A 16,701-nucleotide genomic window follows, 5' to 3' on the forward strand; every position below is an offset into this window, starting at 1 on the left:
ACGCCGCGACGAGATCTCGCCGCGGCGTTCCTTACAGTGCTGGGTGGTTTCGAAATCGCCTCAGCGCCGCTCCCACAATTGTCTTGCCAGGATGCCGACCTTGCGCTCGATCGCCTCGGCCGCATCGAGACACATGTCCTCGCGATAGCGCGAGCCGACGATCTGGACGCCGACCGGCAATCCCTCATGCAGGCCGACCGGCACCACGGCCGCCGGCAGCCCCAGCACGTTCATCGACGAAATGAAGCGCAGGTCGTTCCAGAACAACTCCTTGACGCGCTGGTCGCCGCCGAGATCGGCATTGACCTCCGGCGTCTGACGCACCGAGGTCGGCATCAGCACCAGCGGATACTGCTCGAGGAACGTCATCCAGTTCCTGATGTGGCGCGAGCGCTCGGCGATCGCCTTCATGTAGCCGGCCTGGTCGAGCGGGTTGGCCAGCGCCATGAAGCCGCGGAACGTCTTCTGGAAGTCGGCACTCGTCGTCGCCAGCATCTGGTCCTGCTGCAACACGCGGGTCTCGGTCATGATCAGGTCGCACCAGAGCTGCCAGACCTTGTTGAGGTCGGGCACCTCGACTTCGCTGACCGCGTAGCCTGCATCGGCCAGATGATCAGCCGCCTTGCGCTGAAGCGCGATCACGCCGCGATCGGTCGCCATGTCTTCAGGGATCCTTGCGAGCGCGACCTTGACCGGCGCGGCCGGCTTCGGCCCCGTCAACGGCGCCGGCACGTACCAGGGATCGCGCGGGTCGCGCTGCGCCATCACCTCGAGGCCGAGGCGCACGTCGGCGACGTGGCGCGCCAGCGGTCCTTGCGACGACATAAACTGCGCCATCAGCGGCCGTTCTGCCGTGGCGCTGGGATTGAACGCCGGAATTCGGCCCTGGGTCGGCTTGATGGTGGCGATGCCGTTGCAATGCGCCGGCCAGCGCAACGAGCCGCCGATGTCGTTGCCATGCGCGATGGTGCCGATGCCGGCCGCGATCGATGCGCCGGCGCCGCCCGAAGATCCGCCGCAGGTCACGTCGGCATTCCAGGGATTGCGCGTCAGGCCGTGCAGTGGATTGTCGGTGAAGCCGCGGAGCGAGAATTCCGGCGTGTTGGTCAGGCCGATGATGATTGCGCCGGCCTTCTTGAGATTGGCCGTCACCGGCGAGTCGCCCGGCGCGATATTGTCCTTGAAGGCGACCACGCCGTTCGAATTGGCCTGGCCCTCGACGTCGATGTTGATCTTGATCGTGACCGGCACGCCGTGCAGCGGTCCGACGGTGCCGCCCTTCCCTTTGCTTGCCGTCAGCGCTTCGTCGGCCGCCTTGGCGGCCTTCAGCGCAGCGTCACCGAGATCGATGACGACGGCGTTGAGCGCCGGATTGGCCGCGTGCATGCGGTCGAGATGGGCGCGAACCACCTGCTCCGATGTCACTTCGTTGTTCCTGATCGCCGCGGCCGTCTCGACGGCGGACCATTGCCAGATCGGTGCATTCGTCACGTGTTGTTCTCCCGGTTGTGTTGAGTGCTTTGTTGTTGGTTCAGTCGCGCGGATCGATCGGCGTCAGCGTCGACGCACGCGCCTCGATCACCTCGGCGACGGCGAGACAGACGTCCTCGCGGAAACGGCCGGCGATCACCTGCACACCGACCGGCACGCCGCCGGCGGTCCCCGTCGGCACCACGACCGATGGAAAGCCGAGCGCGGGGACGGCGAGCAGCGGCCGCTGCGCATCGAGCAGCGCGCGCACCACCGTTGCGTCTTCCTGATCCTGATCGAAGCGGAACGGCAGTTGCGCCGAGACCGGCAGAATGATGACCGGGCAACGCTCCTGGAACAGCTGCCAGGCCCGCACGATCGCCAGCCGCTGCTCGAAGCAGGCCAGCACCTGATCCCCGTCGAGCTCAGGCGCATACGCAATATGGCAGTCCAGATTGTAGCGGGCCCTCACGTCGCCGAACTTGCGGATCATCGGCGCCAGCACGCGCCGCTCCTCATTGATGACGAGGCGATGCCAGAGATCGGCAGCCTCCGCGAGCCGCGGCGGCACGGTCTCCTCCACGGCAAAGCCGGCCTCGGCGAGCCAGCGTCCGGCGGCGCGCACCGCCGCGCTGACCTCCGGCGCCTCGTCGCCGAACGGCGTCGCCGCGATCGCAACGCCGACCGGACGCTTGAGGGGCGCGCCTTCCAGAGGCACCGGCAGCCAGGTGCCGTCGCGCGCGTCCGGCTGTGCCATAGCGGCGAGGCCGGCGCGCAGATCGGCGACCGAGCGCGCCAGCGGCCCCTGCACCGACATCATCTGCGCCGTGATCGGACGATCTGAAGTCGCCGACGGATTGAACGAGGGAATTCGTCCCGGCGTCGGACGCAGGCCGGCGACGCCGCAGGCGTAGGCGGGATAGCGAATCGAGCCGCCGAAATCATTGCCATGCGCGATCGCGCCCATGCCGGAAGCGACGGCCGATGCGGCGCCGCCGCTGGAGCCGCCCGGCGTCAGCCGCCGGCTCCAGGGATTGTAGGTCGCGCCGTGCAGATCGTTGTTGGTGAACCAGCGGTGCGAGAACGCCGGCGTGTTGGTGCGCCCGACAATCACGGCGCCTGCCTTGCGGAAATTCGCGACCACCGGGCTGTCGTCGGTCGCGATGACGTCGCGGAAGGCGACGACGCCGTTGGTGGTGGCGTGGCCACGCTGATCGACATTGACCTTGATCGTGACCGGCACGCCGTGCAGCACGCCGAGCTCCGCGCCGGATTTCACCGCTTCATCCGCCGCATCCGCCGCGGCCAGCGCTTCATCGGCGAGCACCTCAACGATGGCGTTCAACGCCGGATTGACCTGCGCGATCCGGTAGAGGCTGGATTGCACGGCTTCCCGGCTCGATATCACACGCGTCGCGATCGCGCGCGCCAGATCGACGGCCGACCAGTTCCACAACTCATTCTCGCGCCGCGTGACCATTGTTGTTTCCTCCAACGCGTGATGCAGCAGTCAGCCGATGCGGTTCAGTCGAGCCGCAACGGCTGGTGAAAGACGGGCAGATCCATGCGGCGGTCTTCCGCGGGGACCACCACGGCTTCAGCGCTCAGCACATGGTCGAGCATCACGCGCCGGGCGCGCGCGGCGTTGCCGGAGCGGAATGCGGTCATCAGGCGCTTGTGAAACTCGATATTCTCGCAGGTGAAGCTGGATGCGAATTCCTGCACGCCGAGCTTGCCGATCAAGTGCCGGATCGCCTCGTTGACGAAGCGGGCGACCAGGCCGAGCAGCGGATTGGGACAGGCCTCGATCAGGATGTCGTGGAAATCGATCTCGGCGTGGCGGTGGTGCTCCCAGTCCGCGATGCCGCCCGGATGGTGCTCCTGAACCGCGATCGCCTTGTCGAGCGCGGCGAAATGCGCCGCTGTGAGGTGGCCGACCACGCTGAAGGCGAGCTCCGGCTCGATCAGGCGGCGGATCTGGTAGATCTGCGCGGTGCTGATCGACTGGAAATAGAAGTAGTTGCTGAGCAGGCCGACGATCCGGTTGATCGACACCGGCGCCACCCGCGCGCCGCCGCCGGGACCGGTGGTGTTCTGCACCAGCCCCTGCACTTCCAATGATTTGAGCGCCTCGCGGATGGTCGAGCGGCTGCAGCCGAACATCTCGATCAGCTCGACCTCCTGCGGCAGCCGGTCGTTCGGCTGCAAGCCGGCCTGGAAGATGTGGCTGCGGATAAGATCGGCGACCGCGTCCGAGCGCTTGCGCTTGATCGAGGCGCGCCGCGACGGGTCCAGGGAGGGGAGAGCCGATTTATCCATTTTATGATCATAAATAGGATCGAGACGGCTTGGCAAGGGGCGATCGCCCCAAAAAGGTCGTCGCACCCGGGGCTCATCCCGGGCATGACGGCCGACCCAACATTCAGGAATTGGCGAGAGACGATCGCTCAGTTGGTCCCGCGCTGTGCCTCGAGGCCGCGGCTGTAGCGCGACATCGCAAAGCAGAACACGAAATAGATCACGCCGACGAACAGATAGACCTCGACGCTGAACGACTGCCAGGCCGGATCGACGATCGCGGTCTTCGCCGTCGTCAAGAGATCGAAGATGCCGATGATCAGGACCAGGCTGGTGTCCTTGAAGAAGGCGATGAAGGTGTTGACCAGCGGCGGGATGACGTGGCGGATCGCCTGCGGCAGCACGATCAGCGCGTTCTTCTCCCAGTACGACAGCCCGAGCGCATCGGCGGCCTCATATTGTCCGCGCGGCACCGCCTGCAGGCCGCCGCGCACGACTTCCGCGAGGTAGGCGCCGGCATAGAGGATGAAGGCGATCTGCGCGCGCAGCAGCTTGTCGATGTTGACGCCGTCGGGCATGAACAGCGGGAACATCACGCTCGCCATGAACAGCAGGCTGATCAGCGGCACGCCGCGGATCAGTTCGACATAGAGCACGCAGAGCGAGCGGATTGCCGGCAGCTTCGAGCGTCGGCCGAGCGCGACCAGGATGCCGAGCGGGAAGCCGAATGCCAATCCGAAGGTCGCGAGGATCAAGGTCACCGGCAGCCCGCCCCAGCGATCCTGCGTGACAAAGGACAGCCCAAGGAAGCCGCCCCACATCAGGCATCCGATCGCGATCAAGGCTGCGGCCCATAGCAGGAACAGCTCCTTGCGCCAGAAGCTGCGGCGGCTCGAGACCGCGAACAGCGCGATGAAGATCAGGACCGCGAGCGCCGGCCGCCACTGCTCGTCGAACGGATAAGTGCCGAACAGGATGAAGCGGTACTTCTCGGGCACGACCGCCCAGCAAGCGCCGGCGCCGCGCAGCGCGCGGCAGGCGCTGGTGTCGTTGCCGGAAACGATCCAGACCGCGTTGGCAATGCCCCACTGCCAGAGGGCAATGCAGGCCTTGCCGAGCACGAACAGCAGCAACAGCGTCATGATGCTGGACGGGATCGAGGCGAACAGGTTGGCGCGCAGCCACGCGGTGAGATGTCCGCCGAGCGCGCGCGGCGCGGGCCGTGGCCCGATCGGCAACGGATCCTGCGGAAGGTCTGCGACCGAGCTCATCTCAGCGCTCCACCAGCGCGATCCGCGCATTGTACCAGTTCATGAACAGGCTGATGCCGAGACTGATGGTGAGGAACACCATCATGATCAGCGCGATCGACTCGATCGCCTGCCCGGTCTGGTTCAGTGTGGTGTTGGCGATCGAGACGATGTCCTGGTAGCCGACCGCGACCGCAAGCGAGGAATTCTTCGTCAGGTTGAGATACTGGCTGGTCATCGGCGGGATGATGACGCGCAGCGCCTGCGGCAGCACGATGTGCTGCAAGACGAAGCCGCGCTTCAGTCCGAGCGCCTTGGCGGCCTCGGACTGGCCGCGCGGCACCGCCTGGATGCCGCTGCGCACGATCTCGGCGATGAACGCCGAAGTGTAGGTGACGAGCGCGATCAGCAGCGCAAAATATTCCGGCGCTAGGGTGAGCCCGCCGACGAAGTTGAAGCCGCGCAGCTCCGGCAGCGTGACGCTCCAGCTCGCGCCCGAGAGCCACGACACCAGCGCCGGCAGCGCGACCACGAGGCCGAGCGCGTAGGGCCAGGCCGGCCGCGCTTTGCCGTCGAGCATCTGCTGCGCGATCAGGCGGCGCCTGACGAGATGGAGCACAACGAGACCCGCGACCAGCGCCAGGATCGTCCACCAATTGGCCTCCTGCAACGGGACCGACGGCAAGATCAGCCCGCGGTTGGAGAGGAACACGCCCTCGACCGGCTTCCACGCCTGACGCGCCGCCGGCAGCCCTTGCATCAGCACGTACCAGAACAACAACTGCAGCAGCAGCGGCAGGTCGCGCAGCACCTCGACATAGACAGCGGCGAGCCGCGCCAGCAGCCAGTTCGACGACAGCCGCGCGATGCCGACCAGCGTGCCGATCACGGTCGCCAGCACGATGCCGATGACAGCGACGCGCAGCGTGTTGACGATGCCGACGATGAAGGCGCGCAGGTAAGTGTTCTTCGGCGAGTAATCGATCCAGGAATCTGCGATCGGCATGCCGGCTTCGCGGCCGAGGAAGGCAAAGCCGGTCGAGATGCGCCGCACCGAGAGATTATGCACCGCGTTCGACCACAGCCAGGCGACGATGGCGACCGCGATGGCGACCACCAGGACCTGCCAGAACAGGCCGGCGACGCGGGGATCGCTGAGCGAAAGCCGCCAGGACCGACGTGGAGCCCGGGCGGGAAGGCGTTGCGGCGTCGATGTCGTCACAGCACAAGGATCCCAGTGAGAAGCGATCTTCTGCCATGCGCAAGAGCGTATTCGGGGCTGCGCACTTCATATGTTGCACCAAATTGATATTCGTGCAACATATGTTTCATGGCCCAGGCTCAGCCGAAACCATCGCCCCTGAACGAATTGTGCAGCGCATTGCCGTCGCTGCCGATGCGTTTGCAGGAAGTCGGGCGTTTTGTCGCAGCCAATGATTACGACGCCACCACCCGCTCGATGCGCGAGCTCGCCTCGGTCGCCGGCGCCGATCCTGCATCCTTCACCCGTCTTGCCAAGGCGCTCGGCTATTCCGGCTGGGACGAATTGCGCGCCGCACTCACCGAGGCGCGACGCCCGGCACAGGGCTCGCCTTTCTCCGGCCGCGCCAAGGGCCGCCGCGCCGGGCCGAATGCCGATGTCAAACTGGTGCACGACAAGCTCGAGGCGGAAGCCGCGGGGCTTGCACGGATTTCCGCGAGCGCGATCGCAGACGCCGCGCGTGCGCTGCACGCCGCTGATAGAATCTGGATCACGGGCTTTCGCAGCTGCCGCAGCGTTGCGGAACTTTTGACTTACCAGCTCCGCCTGTTCCGCCCCGATGCCGTGCAGCTGGTCGGCGGCTCCGGCCCGTTCGATCTCGACCACGGCGCCTTCCGCTCCGGCAACGCCGTGGTCGTGATCGGCTTTGCGCCCTACACATTGGTCAGCGTCGAGACCGCGCGTGCGGCGCATCAGGCGCGCGCCACGCTGATCGCGATCGCCGACACGATCAGCGCTCCGATGGCCGAGGGCGCAGATCATCGCTTGCTGTTCGAGGCCGCCTCCTCGCCCGGCTTCTTCCCGAGCCTCACCGGCGCAATTGCGGTGGCGCAGTCGCTGGCCGCTGTCGCCTTCACGCTGGGCGGCGCGGGTGCGAAGCGCAAGCTGGAGGAGACCGAGGGGCGGCTTGCCGCGATGTCGCAGTATTTTGTCGAGAAAGGATGAGTATCATGGCAGTCCCCTTGGCGGCCAACAAGAGCCGCGTGATGCATCGCAGCCTGCGCGAAACCCCGCCGAAAGCGATCGGCGGCGACGGCGTCTGGTTGATCGCGGAGGACGGCCACCGCATTCTCGATTCCTCCGGCGGCGCCGCGGTGTCCTGCCTCGGCCACCAGCACCCGCGTATACTTGCTGCGATCGCAAAGCAGGCATCCAAGCTTGCCTATGCGCACACCAGCTTCTTCTCGTCGGAGCCGGCGGAAGAGCTCGCTGAGCGGCTGGTCGGCCACGAGCCCGGCGGGCTCGGCTACATCTATTTCGTCAGCGGCGGATCGGAGGCGATCGAGGCCTCGATCAAGCTGGCGCGGCAATATTTCATCGAGCGCGGCGAGCCGAAGCGCGCCCGCTTCATCGCCCGCCGCCAGAGCTATCACGGCAACACGCTGGGCGCGCTGTCGGCCGGCGGCAATGCCTGGCGACGCGAGCCCTATGCGCCGCTGCTGTCGCCCGCGTTCAGCCATGTCACCCCCGCTTTTGCTTATCACGAGAAGCGCGACGATGAATCGGAGGCCGCGTTTGTGGCGCGGCTGGCCGCTGAGCTCGAGGCGGAATTCCAGCGGCTCGGCCCCGAGAACGTCGCCGCCTTCATCGCCGAGCCCGTGGTCGGCGCTACCTCCGGCTGCGTGCCGGCGCCGGAGGGTTACTTCAAGGCGGTGCGCGAGATCTGCAGCCGTCACGGCGCGCTCCTGATCCTCGACGAGGTGATGTGCGGCATGGGCCGCACCGGCACGCTGCATGCGTGGGAGCAGGAAGGCATCGCGCCCGACATCCAGGCGGTCGCCAAGGGCCTCGGCGGCGGCTATCAGCCGATCGGTGCGATGCTCGCGAGCGGTGCCATCGTCGACGCCGTGCGCAACGGCTCCGGCGCGTTCCAGCACGGCCACACTTATCTCGCGCATCCGCTCGCCTGCGCCGCCGCGCTCGAAGTGCAGAAGGTGATCAGTGAGGAGAAGCTGCTCGACCAAGTCAAGGCGCGCGGCCGCCAACTCGAGCAGCGGCTCACCGAACGCTTCGGCAATCACCGCCATGTCGGCGACATCAGGGGCCGCGGCCTGTTCTGGGCGATCGAGCTGGTCGCCGACCGCGGCACGCGGCAGCCGTTCGATCCCAAGCTGAAGCTGCATCAGCGGATCAAGTCCACGGCCTTCGCCGGCGGCCTCGGCTGCTATCCGTCGGGCGGCACCGCCGACGGCCAGCGCGGCGACCATGTGCTGCTCGCCCCGCCCTATATTGCGACTTCCGGCGACATCGACATGATCGTCGAAAGGCTCGGCGCTGCGGTAGACAGCGCGTTGAAAGATGTTGGTCATTAGGAGGAGGACAGGATGAGGAAAATATTGATCGCGGCGAGCCTGCTCGTCGCAGGCATCACGGGCGCAAGCGCGGCGACGCTCGACACCGTCAAGCAGCGCGGCACGCTGGTGTGCGGCGTCTCGACCGGCTTTGCCGGCTTCTCGGCACCGGACTCGCAAGGCAACTTCAAGGGCCTCGATGTCGACTATTGCCGCGCGCTTGCCGCAGGCATCCTCGGCGATGCCAATAAGGTGCGCTACGTCGCGTTGACCGCGCAGAACCGCTTCACCGCGCTGCAGTCCGGCGAGATCGACGTGCTCTACCGCAACTCGACGCAGACCTATCTGCGCGGCACCACGCTCGGCCTGCGCCAGGGCCCGGTCAACTTCTACGACGGCCAGGGTTTTGTGGTGAAGAAGGACCTCGGCGTGAAGGAACTGAAGGACCTCAAGGGCGCCACCGTCTGCGTCGCGCAGGGCACCACGCATGAGGTGACGCTCGGCGATTACGGCCGCGCCAACGGCATCGACTGGAAGCCGCTGGTGTTCGACCGCCCCGACACCATGTACCAGACCTTCTTCGGCGGCCGCTGCGATGCCATGACGCAGGACGCCTCGGCGCTCGCGGGCGCGGTCGCCACCGCCGCGCCAAAGGCGGAAGATTACGTCGTGCTGCCGCAGACCATCAGCAAGGAGCCGCTCGGCCCGTTCACCCGCAACGGCGACGAGGTCTGGAGCGACATCATCACCTGGCTGCATTACGGCCTGGTCGAGGCCGAAGAGCTCGGCATCACGCAGGCCAATGTCGACGAGATGACGAAGTCGCAGGTCCCGGCGATCCAGCGCCTGCTCGGCGCGTCCGGCGATCTCGGCAGCCGGCTCGGCCTCGACAACAAATGGCTAGTCGCCGCGATCAAGGCCGGCGGCAATTACGGCGAGATCTTCGAGCGCAATGTCGGCAAGGCGAGCCCCTTGAAGCTCGAGCGCGGCCTCAACGGCACCTGGAGCAAGGGCGGGTTGATGTACGCGATCCCGTTCAAGTAGCGCTTGTTGCCTCGCCCCGATTGCGGGGAAGAGCCCCTCACCCCAACCCTCTCCCCGCGAAGAGCAGGGAGAGGGAGAACAAGAAACATCGATGCGTATCACCCTCATTCACGCACTGAAGCATTCGATCGTCCCGATCGAGGCTTCATTCGCACGCCATTGGCCGGAGGCGCGGCTGATGAACCTGCTCGACGACAGCCTGTCGGCGGACCTTGCGCGCGACGGCAAGCTCAGCGAGCGGATGACCGAGCGGTTCCTCACGATGGGCCGCCACGCAGCGAGCTCCGGCGCCAACGGCATTCTCTTCACCTGCTCGGCGTTCGGGCCCTGCATCGAAGCGGTGGCGCGCGCGCACGCGCCGATGCCAGTGCTGAAGCCGAACGAGGCGATGATCGAGCAGGCGGTCGCGAAGGGGAAGCGCATCGGACTGCTCTCGACCTTCCCGCCGACGCTGCTGTCGATGCCGCCGGAATTTCCAGCGTCGGTCACGCTGGTGCCGAAACTCGCCGAGGGCGCGCTGGCGGCGCTCGATCGCGGCGACCGCGCCGAGCACGACCGCATCGTGGCCGAGGCGGCCAGGGATTTGCGCGACTGCGATCTGATCGCGCTCGCGCAATACAGCATGGCGCCGGCGGCCGAGCGCGTCGCCGAAGTCACCGGGTGCGAGGTGCTGACGACGCCCGACAGCGCGGTCAAGAAGCTGAAGGCGATGCTCGGGGCGTGAGCCCCGTCATTGCGAGCGAAGCGAGGCAATCCATCGCGCAGCATATGCGGCGCCATGGATTGCTTCGTCGCTTCGCTCCTCGCAATGACGGAGATGCGAATTCGCCGCCCTACCGATCCTACCGGCCCGCGTCATTCACGTTGAGATCGACGCCCTGCGGATCCTTGATGGTCGACACCGTGATCAGCGAGATCAGCGACAGCACCGCGATATAGACGCCGACGCGCCAGGACTGGCCGTAGGTGCCGATGATCCACTGCGCGATCATCGGTGCAAAGGCGCCGCCCAAGATGGCGCCAAGCGCGTAGCCGATCGAGACGCCGGAATAGCGCACCTTGGCCGGAAACAGCTCGGCATAGAGTGCCGCCTGCGGGCCATAGGACAGGCCGAGCGCGATGGTGAGACCGACGGCGCTGACGAAGAACAGCAACAGATTCTTGCTGTCGATCAGGAACCACATCGGCACCGCCCACAGCACCATCAGGCCGTAGCCGATCTGGAAGCAGCGCACGCGGCCGATTTTATCGCCGAGGATGCCGCCGAGCAGCGTGAAGATGAACCAGCTCACCGCCGCCAGCGTCCCTATCAGCAGCAGCTGCTCCGACGGCATCTTCAGCGTGTTGGTGCCGTAGCTGATGATGAACGCGATCAGGATGTAGCCGGCCGCATTGTTGGCCATGAAGATCAACGCGGTGCGCAGGATCTCCTTGCTGTGATTGCGCATCAGCTCGCGCAGCGGCGCGGAGGATTCCTTGTGCCGGCGCTGCATCGCCAGGAACACCGGCGATTCCTCGACGGTGCGGCGGATCACGATGCCGACGACGATCAGGAGGATCGAGAGCAGGAACGGAATCCGCCAGCCCCATTCGATCATCGCCTGCTTGCCGAGCGAAGCTGTCAGCGCCCACAACACGCCGGTTGCCAGGATCATGCCGAGCGGCGTGCCGATCTGCGGGAACGAGCCGAAGAAGCTGCGCTTGTCGCGAGGCGCCGATTCCACCGACATCAGCGCCGCGCCGCCCCACTCGCCGCCGGCCGAAAAGCCCTGCAGGATGCGGAGCAGAATAAGGAGCGCCGGCGCCCAGGCGCCGATCTGCGCGTAGGTCGGCAGCAGGCCGACCAGCGCGGTCGCAGCGCCCATCAGCAGCAGCGTGGCGACGAGCATGTTCTTGCGCCCGAAGCGGTCGCCGAGATGGCCGCAGACGATGGCCCCTAACGGGCGGAACAGGAATGAGAGGCCGAGCGTCGCAAACGAAACGATCTGCGCCAGCAGCGGATTGTTCGCGTTCATCGGCGCGAAGAACAGCGCGCCGAACACCAGGCCCGCCGCCTGGGCGTAGACGAAGAAGTCGTACCACTCGATGGTGGTGCCGACGAGCGTTGCGGTGAGGACCTTGCGCTCCTCATCCGACAGCGTAGCGCCGCGCGAGCGCGCGGAGATTTCGATGGACATTTGGCCTCCCCAAACCCGTTCTTGTCCGCCCGGGCATGATCGGCTGCGATGCGCCTGACCCGCACGGATGCTGGTACCGGGATAGCAAAGCTTTTCGCGCGGCACGAGTTAAATAGTTGCAGCAGCAACGATAATGCCCAGTTGATGCTTCCGGAGCCGGTTCCATGACCCGGCTACCTCACCCGCCGCCGACGGTCTCCCATCCCAAAACGCCGATTGTGCAATGCAGCACGACCGCTATGCTGGGCATCTCCAAGGGGTTCTAAGTGTCTGACATCAATGCCGATGCCTGGGTGTCCTCAGGCCACCGCCCGATGGGCTTTCCGGAATTCGTCGTCGTCATCGCTTCCATCATGGCGCTCAACCCGCTGGCGATGGACATGATGCTGCCGGCGCTGCCGAACATCCGGTCCGCGTTCCAGATCGCCGACGCCAACCGTCCGCAGATGGTGCTGTCGATCTTCCTGGTGGGTTTCGGCGTCGGCCAGTTCGTGATGGGCCCGCTGTCTGACCGCTTCGGCCGCCGCCCGGTGCTGCTCGGCGGCATGACCGTCTACACCATCGCCGGCCTGCTCGCGATCATGGCGCCCTCGTTCGAGACGCTGCTGCTGGCGCGCGCGCTGCAAGGGCTAGGCACCGCGGCGACCCGCGTGATCGCGACCTCGATCGTGCGCGACTGCTACGCCGGACGGCGCATGGCGAGCGTGATGTCGCTGGCGATGATGGTGTTCATCGCGGTGCCCGTGATCGCGCCGTCATTCGGCCAGGCGGTGATGTTGCTGACGCATTGGCGCGGCATCTTCGTGCTGCTGATGATCTACGGCGTGATCGCGCTGGCCTGGAGCGCGATGCGGATGCCGGAGACGCTGCCGCTCGAATTGCGCAAGTCGCTGGCGATCCCGGAGGTGCTGTCCGCGTTCCGCCAGACCGTCACCAACCGCCAGACGCTCGGCTACGCACTCGCCGCCGGCGGCGTGCAGGGCTCGCTGTTTGCCTTCGTGTTCTCGTCGCAGCAGATCTTCACCGAGATCTTCAAGCTCGGGCACTACTTCCCGGTCGCCTTCGCGGCGTGCGCGGTCGGCGTCGCGATCGCCGGCTTCCTCAATTCGCGCATCGTCGGCCGCATCGGCATGCGGGTGATCTCGCACGCCGCGCTGACCGGATTTGCCGTGGTCGCCGGCGCGCTGTTCCTCGCCGTGAAGACCGACACGCTGTCGCTGCCGCTGTTCATGGTGCTGGCCGGCCTGATGATGTTCGCATTCGGGCTGATGATGGCAAACTTCACTGCGCTTGCGATGGAGCCGCAGGGCAAGATCGCCGGCACCGCATCCTCGCTCTACGGCACCATCACCACCCTCCTCGGGATCGGCGTCGGCACCACGATCGGCCAGGATTACGACGGCACGCTGCTGCCATTCGCGACCGGCTTCTTCCTCTGCACGCTCGCCGCGCTCGCCGTGGTGCTGGTGACGGAGAAGGGCCGCATGTTCCGGCCGCATCATCATCCGATTTGATTTCGTAGGGGGTTAGCCGACGGCGTAACCCACCCTGCTCATCGCAAGCAGAACGGCGGATCACGCTCCGCTAATCCGCCCTACAGAGCCGGCGTTGGTCCGCGCGCGCACCGGCGCGGCGACACGCCGCGTCGCCGCAAACCCTTCCATACCAAGCTGCCACTGCAGGCCGACGATCGCGCCCTTGGTCGGCTGCAGCAGTCCGAGCGCGCTGAACAGCGTGACCGGTAGCCAGATCGCCAGTTGCAGCCAGGCCGGCGGTGCGTAGGTCATTTCCATCCAGAGCAGCGCCGGCACCACGACGTGGCCGATCACGACGATCACGAGATAGGCCGGGAAATCGTCCGCGCGCTGCGGGGTGAAGTCCTCGCCGCAGACCTCGCAATGATCCGCCACCTTGAGGAAGCGACCGAACAGATGGCCACGCCCGCAGTTCGGGCACTTCATCGTGAAGCCGCGCCACATCGCCTTTTGCAGGGAAACCGTCTCGGTCATTGCCGTCGTCCTTTGGCTGTTGTCCTTGACCTGATCTGATGATCCATACAATATGCGTTCGAGAGCATACAATCAAAGACAAAGCGTCGGATTGCATGGATTGGATCCCTACAGTTTCCGAATGGCACGGCCCGATGTTCCTGCGCATCGTCGATGCGCTCGCCGCAGACATCGCGAGCGGCCGGCTGGTGCGCGGCCAGAGGCTGCCGACCCATCGCGCGCTGGCGTCGGCGCTCGACATCGATCTCACCACCGTGACGCGCGCCTATGGCGAGGCGCGCCGGCGCGGGCTGCTCGACGCCCGGGTCGGCCAGGGCACCTTCGTCTCGGAGACCACGGCGCGTGCGGCGTCCGATCTGCCCGCGCCGGTCAACATCGACCTGTCGATGAATTTGCCGCCGCAGCCGGTCGAGGCCAATCTCGACCTGCGGATCGCGCAGGGACTTGCCACCATCCGCTCCGAAGCCGGGTTCTCCGCCTATCTCGGCTATGCGCGCCCCGGCGGCACCGCTGACGAGCGCGACGCCGGCGCTGCCTGGCTGCAGCCGCGCGTGCCGCAGGCATCGGCCGAGCGGATCGTGATCTATCCGGGATCGCAGGCGATCATCTTCAATGCGCTGCTGGCGCTGACTTCGCCGGGCGATGTCGTAGTGACGGAGGCGTTGACGTTTCCCGGCATCAAGGCCGCGGCCGCGCGGCTCGATGTCCGCCTCATCGGCGTTGCGATGGACGCCGAGGGCGCCAGGCCCGACGCGCTCGACGACGCCTGCCGCAAGCACAAGCCGAAGGTGGTCTATCTGGTGCCGACGCAGCAGAACCCGACCACGGCGACGATGAGCGCGATCAGACGCAAGGCGATCGCCGACATCATCAGGAAGCGCGGCTGCGTCCTGATCGAGGACGACGTCTACGGCCCGCTCGAGCCGCAGATGGCACCGATCGCCACGCTGATTCCCGAACGCACCTACCTTGCCGCGAGCATCGCCAAATGTATCGCGCCGGCCTTGCGCGTCGCCTATCTGCTGGCGCCCGATGCGGCCGCCGAGCAGCGGATGCGCGCCGGCATGCAGGCCACCATGCAGATGCCACCATCGCTGATGGTCGCGCTGGTCACGCAATGGCTGCGCTCCGGTGTCGCCGCCGACATCATCCGCGCCATCCGCAACGAAGCCGCCGCGCGCCAGCAGCTTGCGGCCCGCTTCCTCAAAGGCGTCACCTATGCGGCGCGGCCGGCGAGCCACCATCTGTGGATGCCGCTGCCAAAACATTTCGACGGCACCGACCTGCTGTCGCATCTGATGCGCAATGGCCTCGCCGTGGTCGGCGAAGACGCCTTTGCGGCAGGCGATGCCGCGCCGCGCGGCTTGCGCGTCTCGCTCGGCGCCGCGCGCAATCGCGCCGAACTGAGCCAGGCGCTGCAGGTGCTGTCGAATGCCGTGCGCACGCCGGTCGGCGCCACGCAGATTGTGTAAATTTCAACCATCGTTGGGGAATAAACTCGCCTCAAAATGATTATGGTGCGGGGGCGCCTGCGCTAGAACTGCGGCGTTCAGGGCATCAGGCAGGGGCGGCTTTCAATGTCATGCGGATACGATCGAGCATTCCACACTGCCGTGCGGACGCTCCGTGAGGTAGTGACCGCGATCGTGTGTCTTGCATTTGTCACATCAAGTGCGGCGCGCGCCACCGAGGCCCCTGCACCGTCGCCGGAAAAGCTCGAACGCATCACCGCGTTCTTCGACAACGAGATTGCGACAGGAAAAATTCCAGGCGCGATCATCCTGATCCAGCAGCACGGCAAGCCGGTCTATCTGAAGACCTTCGGCTATCGCGACGTCACGACCAAGTCGCCAATGCGGCCGGACACGATGTTCGCGCTGCATTCGATGACCAAGCCGATCACCAACACCGCCGCGATGATGCTGGTCGACGAGGGGAAGCTGTCGCCGCAGGATCCGCTGTCGAAATACATTCCGGCGTTCGCAGACGTGAAGATCGCGATCGAACCCGACGGCGGCAACGATCCGGCCAAGGTGGAACTGGTGCCGCCGATCCGCCCGGTCACGATCGAGGACCTGATGCGGCACACCTCGGGCATCACCTACGAATACATCGGCGCCGACTGGATCCAGAAAATCTATCGCGCAGGCCATCTGTTCGACGGAAAATTCGACAACAAGGAGTTCACAGCAAGGCTCGCCAGGCTGCCGCTGTCACGGCAGCCCGGTACGTTGTGGCGCTACGGTCATTCCACCGACGTGCTCGGCCGGGTGATCGAGATCGTCTCGGGCAAGTCGCTCTATCAATTTGAAAAGGAGCGCATCTTCGATCCGTTGAAGATGAACGACACCAGATACGTGCTCGATGCGGAAACCGAACGGATGCGGCTGGCAGAGCCGCTGCCCTCGGACACGATCCTGATCGACGGGGAGAACGACCGGCGCGCGCATCCGGAGTGGGAGTCCGGCGGCGGCGGCCTGGTGTCGACCATTCTCGACTATGCGCGCTTCGCGCAGATGCTGCTCAACGGCGGCGAGCTCGGCGGCAAGCGCTATCTGAGCCCGGCCGCCTTCAAGACCATGACGACGGACCATATCGGGCCGGGCTCCGGCGTCGGCCGCGACTACTGGTACTTTCCCGGCGACGGCTTCGGCTACGGCTACGGCATCGCGGTGCGCACCGATCCCGGCATTGCCAAGCCACCGCCGCCCGGCTCGATCGGCGAATTGAAGTGGGACAGCGGAAGCGGCACCTATTTCGGCGTCGATCCGAAGCTCGACATGATCTACATCATGCTCGAGCAGACCCAGAACGAACGCCAGCGCATCACGCCGGCGTTCAGGAAGCTGGTGTACGACGCGTTCAGTCCGGACTGAGTTCCGTCGCCGGCTGCGTCATTGC

At 66.1% G+C, this 16,701-nt stretch carries 14 protein-coding genes; 7 read left to right on the forward strand and 7 right to left on the reverse strand.

Annotated features, from left to right (window positions below; genetic code table 11):
• Positions 1–60: 60 nt before the first annotated feature.
• The 5 genes from ACVW1C_RS09270 to ACVW1C_RS09290 all read right to left on the reverse strand — a co-directional run bounded on the left by ACVW1C_RS09270 (position 61) and on the right by ACVW1C_RS09290 (position 6,153).
• The gene (locus tag ACVW1C_RS09270) at positions 61–1,491 is read right to left on the reverse strand and encodes an amidase family protein (protein WP_456758161.1); all 1,431 of its coding nucleotides are present in this window, start codon (positions 1,489–1,491) and stop codon (positions 61–63) included.
• Between the two features lie 40 nt (positions 1,492–1,531).
• A complete protein-coding gene (locus ACVW1C_RS09275; RefSeq protein ID WP_456758162.1) occupies positions 1,532–2,950 on the reverse strand; it encodes an amidase family protein in 1,419 nt (472 codons plus the stop codon).
• 44 nt (positions 2,951–2,994) lie between these two features.
• Positions 2,995–3,789, reverse strand: a complete 795-nt coding sequence (locus tag ACVW1C_RS09280) for a FadR/GntR family transcriptional regulator (protein ID WP_456657103.1) — start codon at positions 3,787–3,789, stop codon at positions 2,995–2,997.
• 128 nt (positions 3,790–3,917) lie between these two features.
• The gene (locus tag ACVW1C_RS09285) at positions 3,918–5,039 is read right to left on the reverse strand and encodes an ABC transporter permease subunit (RefSeq protein ID WP_456758163.1); all 1,122 of its coding nucleotides are present in this window, start codon (positions 5,037–5,039) and stop codon (positions 3,918–3,920) included.
• Between the two features lies 1 nt (position 5,040).
• Positions 5,041–6,153 carry an amino acid ABC transporter permease gene (locus ACVW1C_RS09290; protein ID WP_456763030.1) on the reverse strand — a complete coding sequence of 371 codons (1,113 nt, stop codon included), beginning with the start codon at positions 6,151–6,153 and terminating at the stop codon, positions 5,041–5,043.
• Between the two features lie 195 nt (positions 6,154–6,348).
• Here ACVW1C_RS09290 and ACVW1C_RS09295 point away from each other — a divergent pair, with 195 nt between their 5' ends.
• From ACVW1C_RS09295 to ACVW1C_RS09310, 4 genes are all read left to right on the forward strand, one after another.
• Positions 6,349–7,224, forward strand: coding sequence for a MurR/RpiR family transcriptional regulator (locus ACVW1C_RS09295; protein ID WP_456758164.1), 876 nt, complete (start codon positions 6,349–6,351; stop codon positions 7,222–7,224).
• Positions 7,225–7,241: 17 nt separating this feature from the next.
• On the forward strand, positions 7,242–8,591 hold the full coding sequence (locus ACVW1C_RS09300) for an aspartate aminotransferase family protein (RefSeq protein WP_456763031.1): 1,350 nt from the start codon (positions 7,242–7,244) through the stop codon (positions 8,589–8,591).
• A gap of 12 nt (positions 8,592–8,603) precedes the next feature.
• The gene (locus ACVW1C_RS09305) at positions 8,604–9,614 is read left to right on the forward strand and encodes an amino acid ABC transporter substrate-binding protein (RefSeq protein WP_456758165.1); all 1,011 of its coding nucleotides are present in this window, start codon (positions 8,604–8,606) and stop codon (positions 9,612–9,614) included.
• A 91-nt stretch (positions 9,615–9,705) separates the two neighbouring features.
• Positions 9,706–10,338, forward strand: a complete 633-nt coding sequence (locus ACVW1C_RS09310) for an aspartate/glutamate racemase family protein (protein ID WP_456758166.1) — start codon at positions 9,706–9,708, stop codon at positions 10,336–10,338.
• A 118-nt stretch (positions 10,339–10,456) separates the two neighbouring features.
• Here the strand turns inward: ACVW1C_RS09310 and ACVW1C_RS09315 are convergent, their stop codons facing one another.
• Positions 10,457–11,791, reverse strand: a complete 1,335-nt coding sequence (locus tag ACVW1C_RS09315; protein ID WP_456758167.1) for an MFS transporter — start codon at positions 11,789–11,791, stop codon at positions 10,457–10,459.
• 314 nt (positions 11,792–12,105) lie between these two features.
• Here ACVW1C_RS09315 and ACVW1C_RS09320 point away from each other — a divergent pair, with 314 nt between their 5' ends.
• A complete protein-coding gene (locus ACVW1C_RS09320; protein WP_233287523.1) occupies positions 12,106–13,305 on the forward strand; it encodes a multidrug effflux MFS transporter in 1,200 nt (399 codons plus the stop codon).
• Between the two features lie 60 nt (positions 13,306–13,365).
• On the opposite strand, the gene ACVW1C_RS09325 is transcribed toward ACVW1C_RS09320, so the two are convergent.
• A complete protein-coding gene (locus ACVW1C_RS09325; protein WP_456758168.1) occupies positions 13,366–13,800 on the reverse strand; it encodes a DUF983 domain-containing protein in 435 nt (144 codons plus the stop codon).
• Positions 13,801–13,895: 95 nt separating this feature from the next.
• On the opposite strand from ACVW1C_RS09325, the gene ACVW1C_RS09330 reads away from it, so the two are divergent.
• Positions 13,896–15,272 (forward strand): aminotransferase-like domain-containing protein, encoded by a 1,377-nt coding sequence (locus ACVW1C_RS09330; RefSeq protein ID WP_456758169.1) that lies wholly within the window; start codon positions 13,896–13,898, stop codon positions 15,270–15,272.
• 105 nt (positions 15,273–15,377) lie between these two features.
• Complete coding sequence (locus tag ACVW1C_RS09335; RefSeq protein ID WP_456758170.1) at positions 15,378–16,676, forward strand: serine hydrolase domain-containing protein; 1,299 nt, start codon at positions 15,378–15,380, stop codon at positions 16,674–16,676.
• Positions 16,677–16,701: the final 25 nt, after the last annotated feature.

The sequence above is a fragment of the Bradyrhizobium sp. USDA 4011 genome (assembly GCF_054063415.1).

What these genes read in the sequence shown, in the direction of transcription:
- ACVW1C_RS09275 (WP_456758162.1), bottom strand. Translation starts at nt 2,950, where the DNA reads ATGGTCACGCGGCGCGAGAATGAGTTGTGGAACTGGTCGGCCGTCGAT.
- ACVW1C_RS09280 (WP_456657103.1), bottom strand. Translation starts at nt 3,789, where the DNA reads ATGGATAAATCGGCTCTCCCCTCCCTGGACCCGTCGCGGCGCGCCTCG.
- ACVW1C_RS09285 (WP_456758163.1), bottom strand. Translation starts at nt 5,039, where the DNA reads ATGAGCTCGGTCGCAGACCTTCCGCAGGATCCGTTGCCGATCGGGCCA.
- ACVW1C_RS09295 (WP_456758164.1), top strand. Translation starts at nt 6,349, where the DNA reads ATGGCCCAGGCTCAGCCGAAACCATCGCCCCTGAACGAATTGTGCAGC.
- ACVW1C_RS09305 (WP_456758165.1), top strand. Translation starts at nt 8,604, where the DNA reads ATGAGGAAAATATTGATCGCGGCGAGCCTGCTCGTCGCAGGCATCACG.
- ACVW1C_RS09310 (WP_456758166.1), top strand. Translation starts at nt 9,706, where the DNA reads ATGCGTATCACCCTCATTCACGCACTGAAGCATTCGATCGTCCCGATC.
- ACVW1C_RS09315 (WP_456758167.1), bottom strand. Translation starts at nt 11,791, where the DNA reads ATGTCCATCGAAATCTCCGCGCGCTCGCGCGGCGCTACGCTGTCGGAT.
- ACVW1C_RS09320 (WP_233287523.1), top strand. Translation starts at nt 12,106, where the DNA reads ATGGGCTTTCCGGAATTCGTCGTCGTCATCGCTTCCATCATGGCGCTC.
- ACVW1C_RS09325 (WP_456758168.1), bottom strand. Translation starts at nt 13,800, where the DNA reads ATGACCGAGACGGTTTCCCTGCAAAAGGCGATGTGGCGCGGCTTCACG.
- ACVW1C_RS09330 (WP_456758169.1), top strand. Translation starts at nt 13,896, where the DNA reads ATGGATTGGATCCCTACAGTTTCCGAATGGCACGGCCCGATGTTCCTG.
- ACVW1C_RS09335 (WP_456758170.1), top strand. Translation starts at nt 15,378, where the DNA reads ATGTCATGCGGATACGATCGAGCATTCCACACTGCCGTGCGGACGCTC.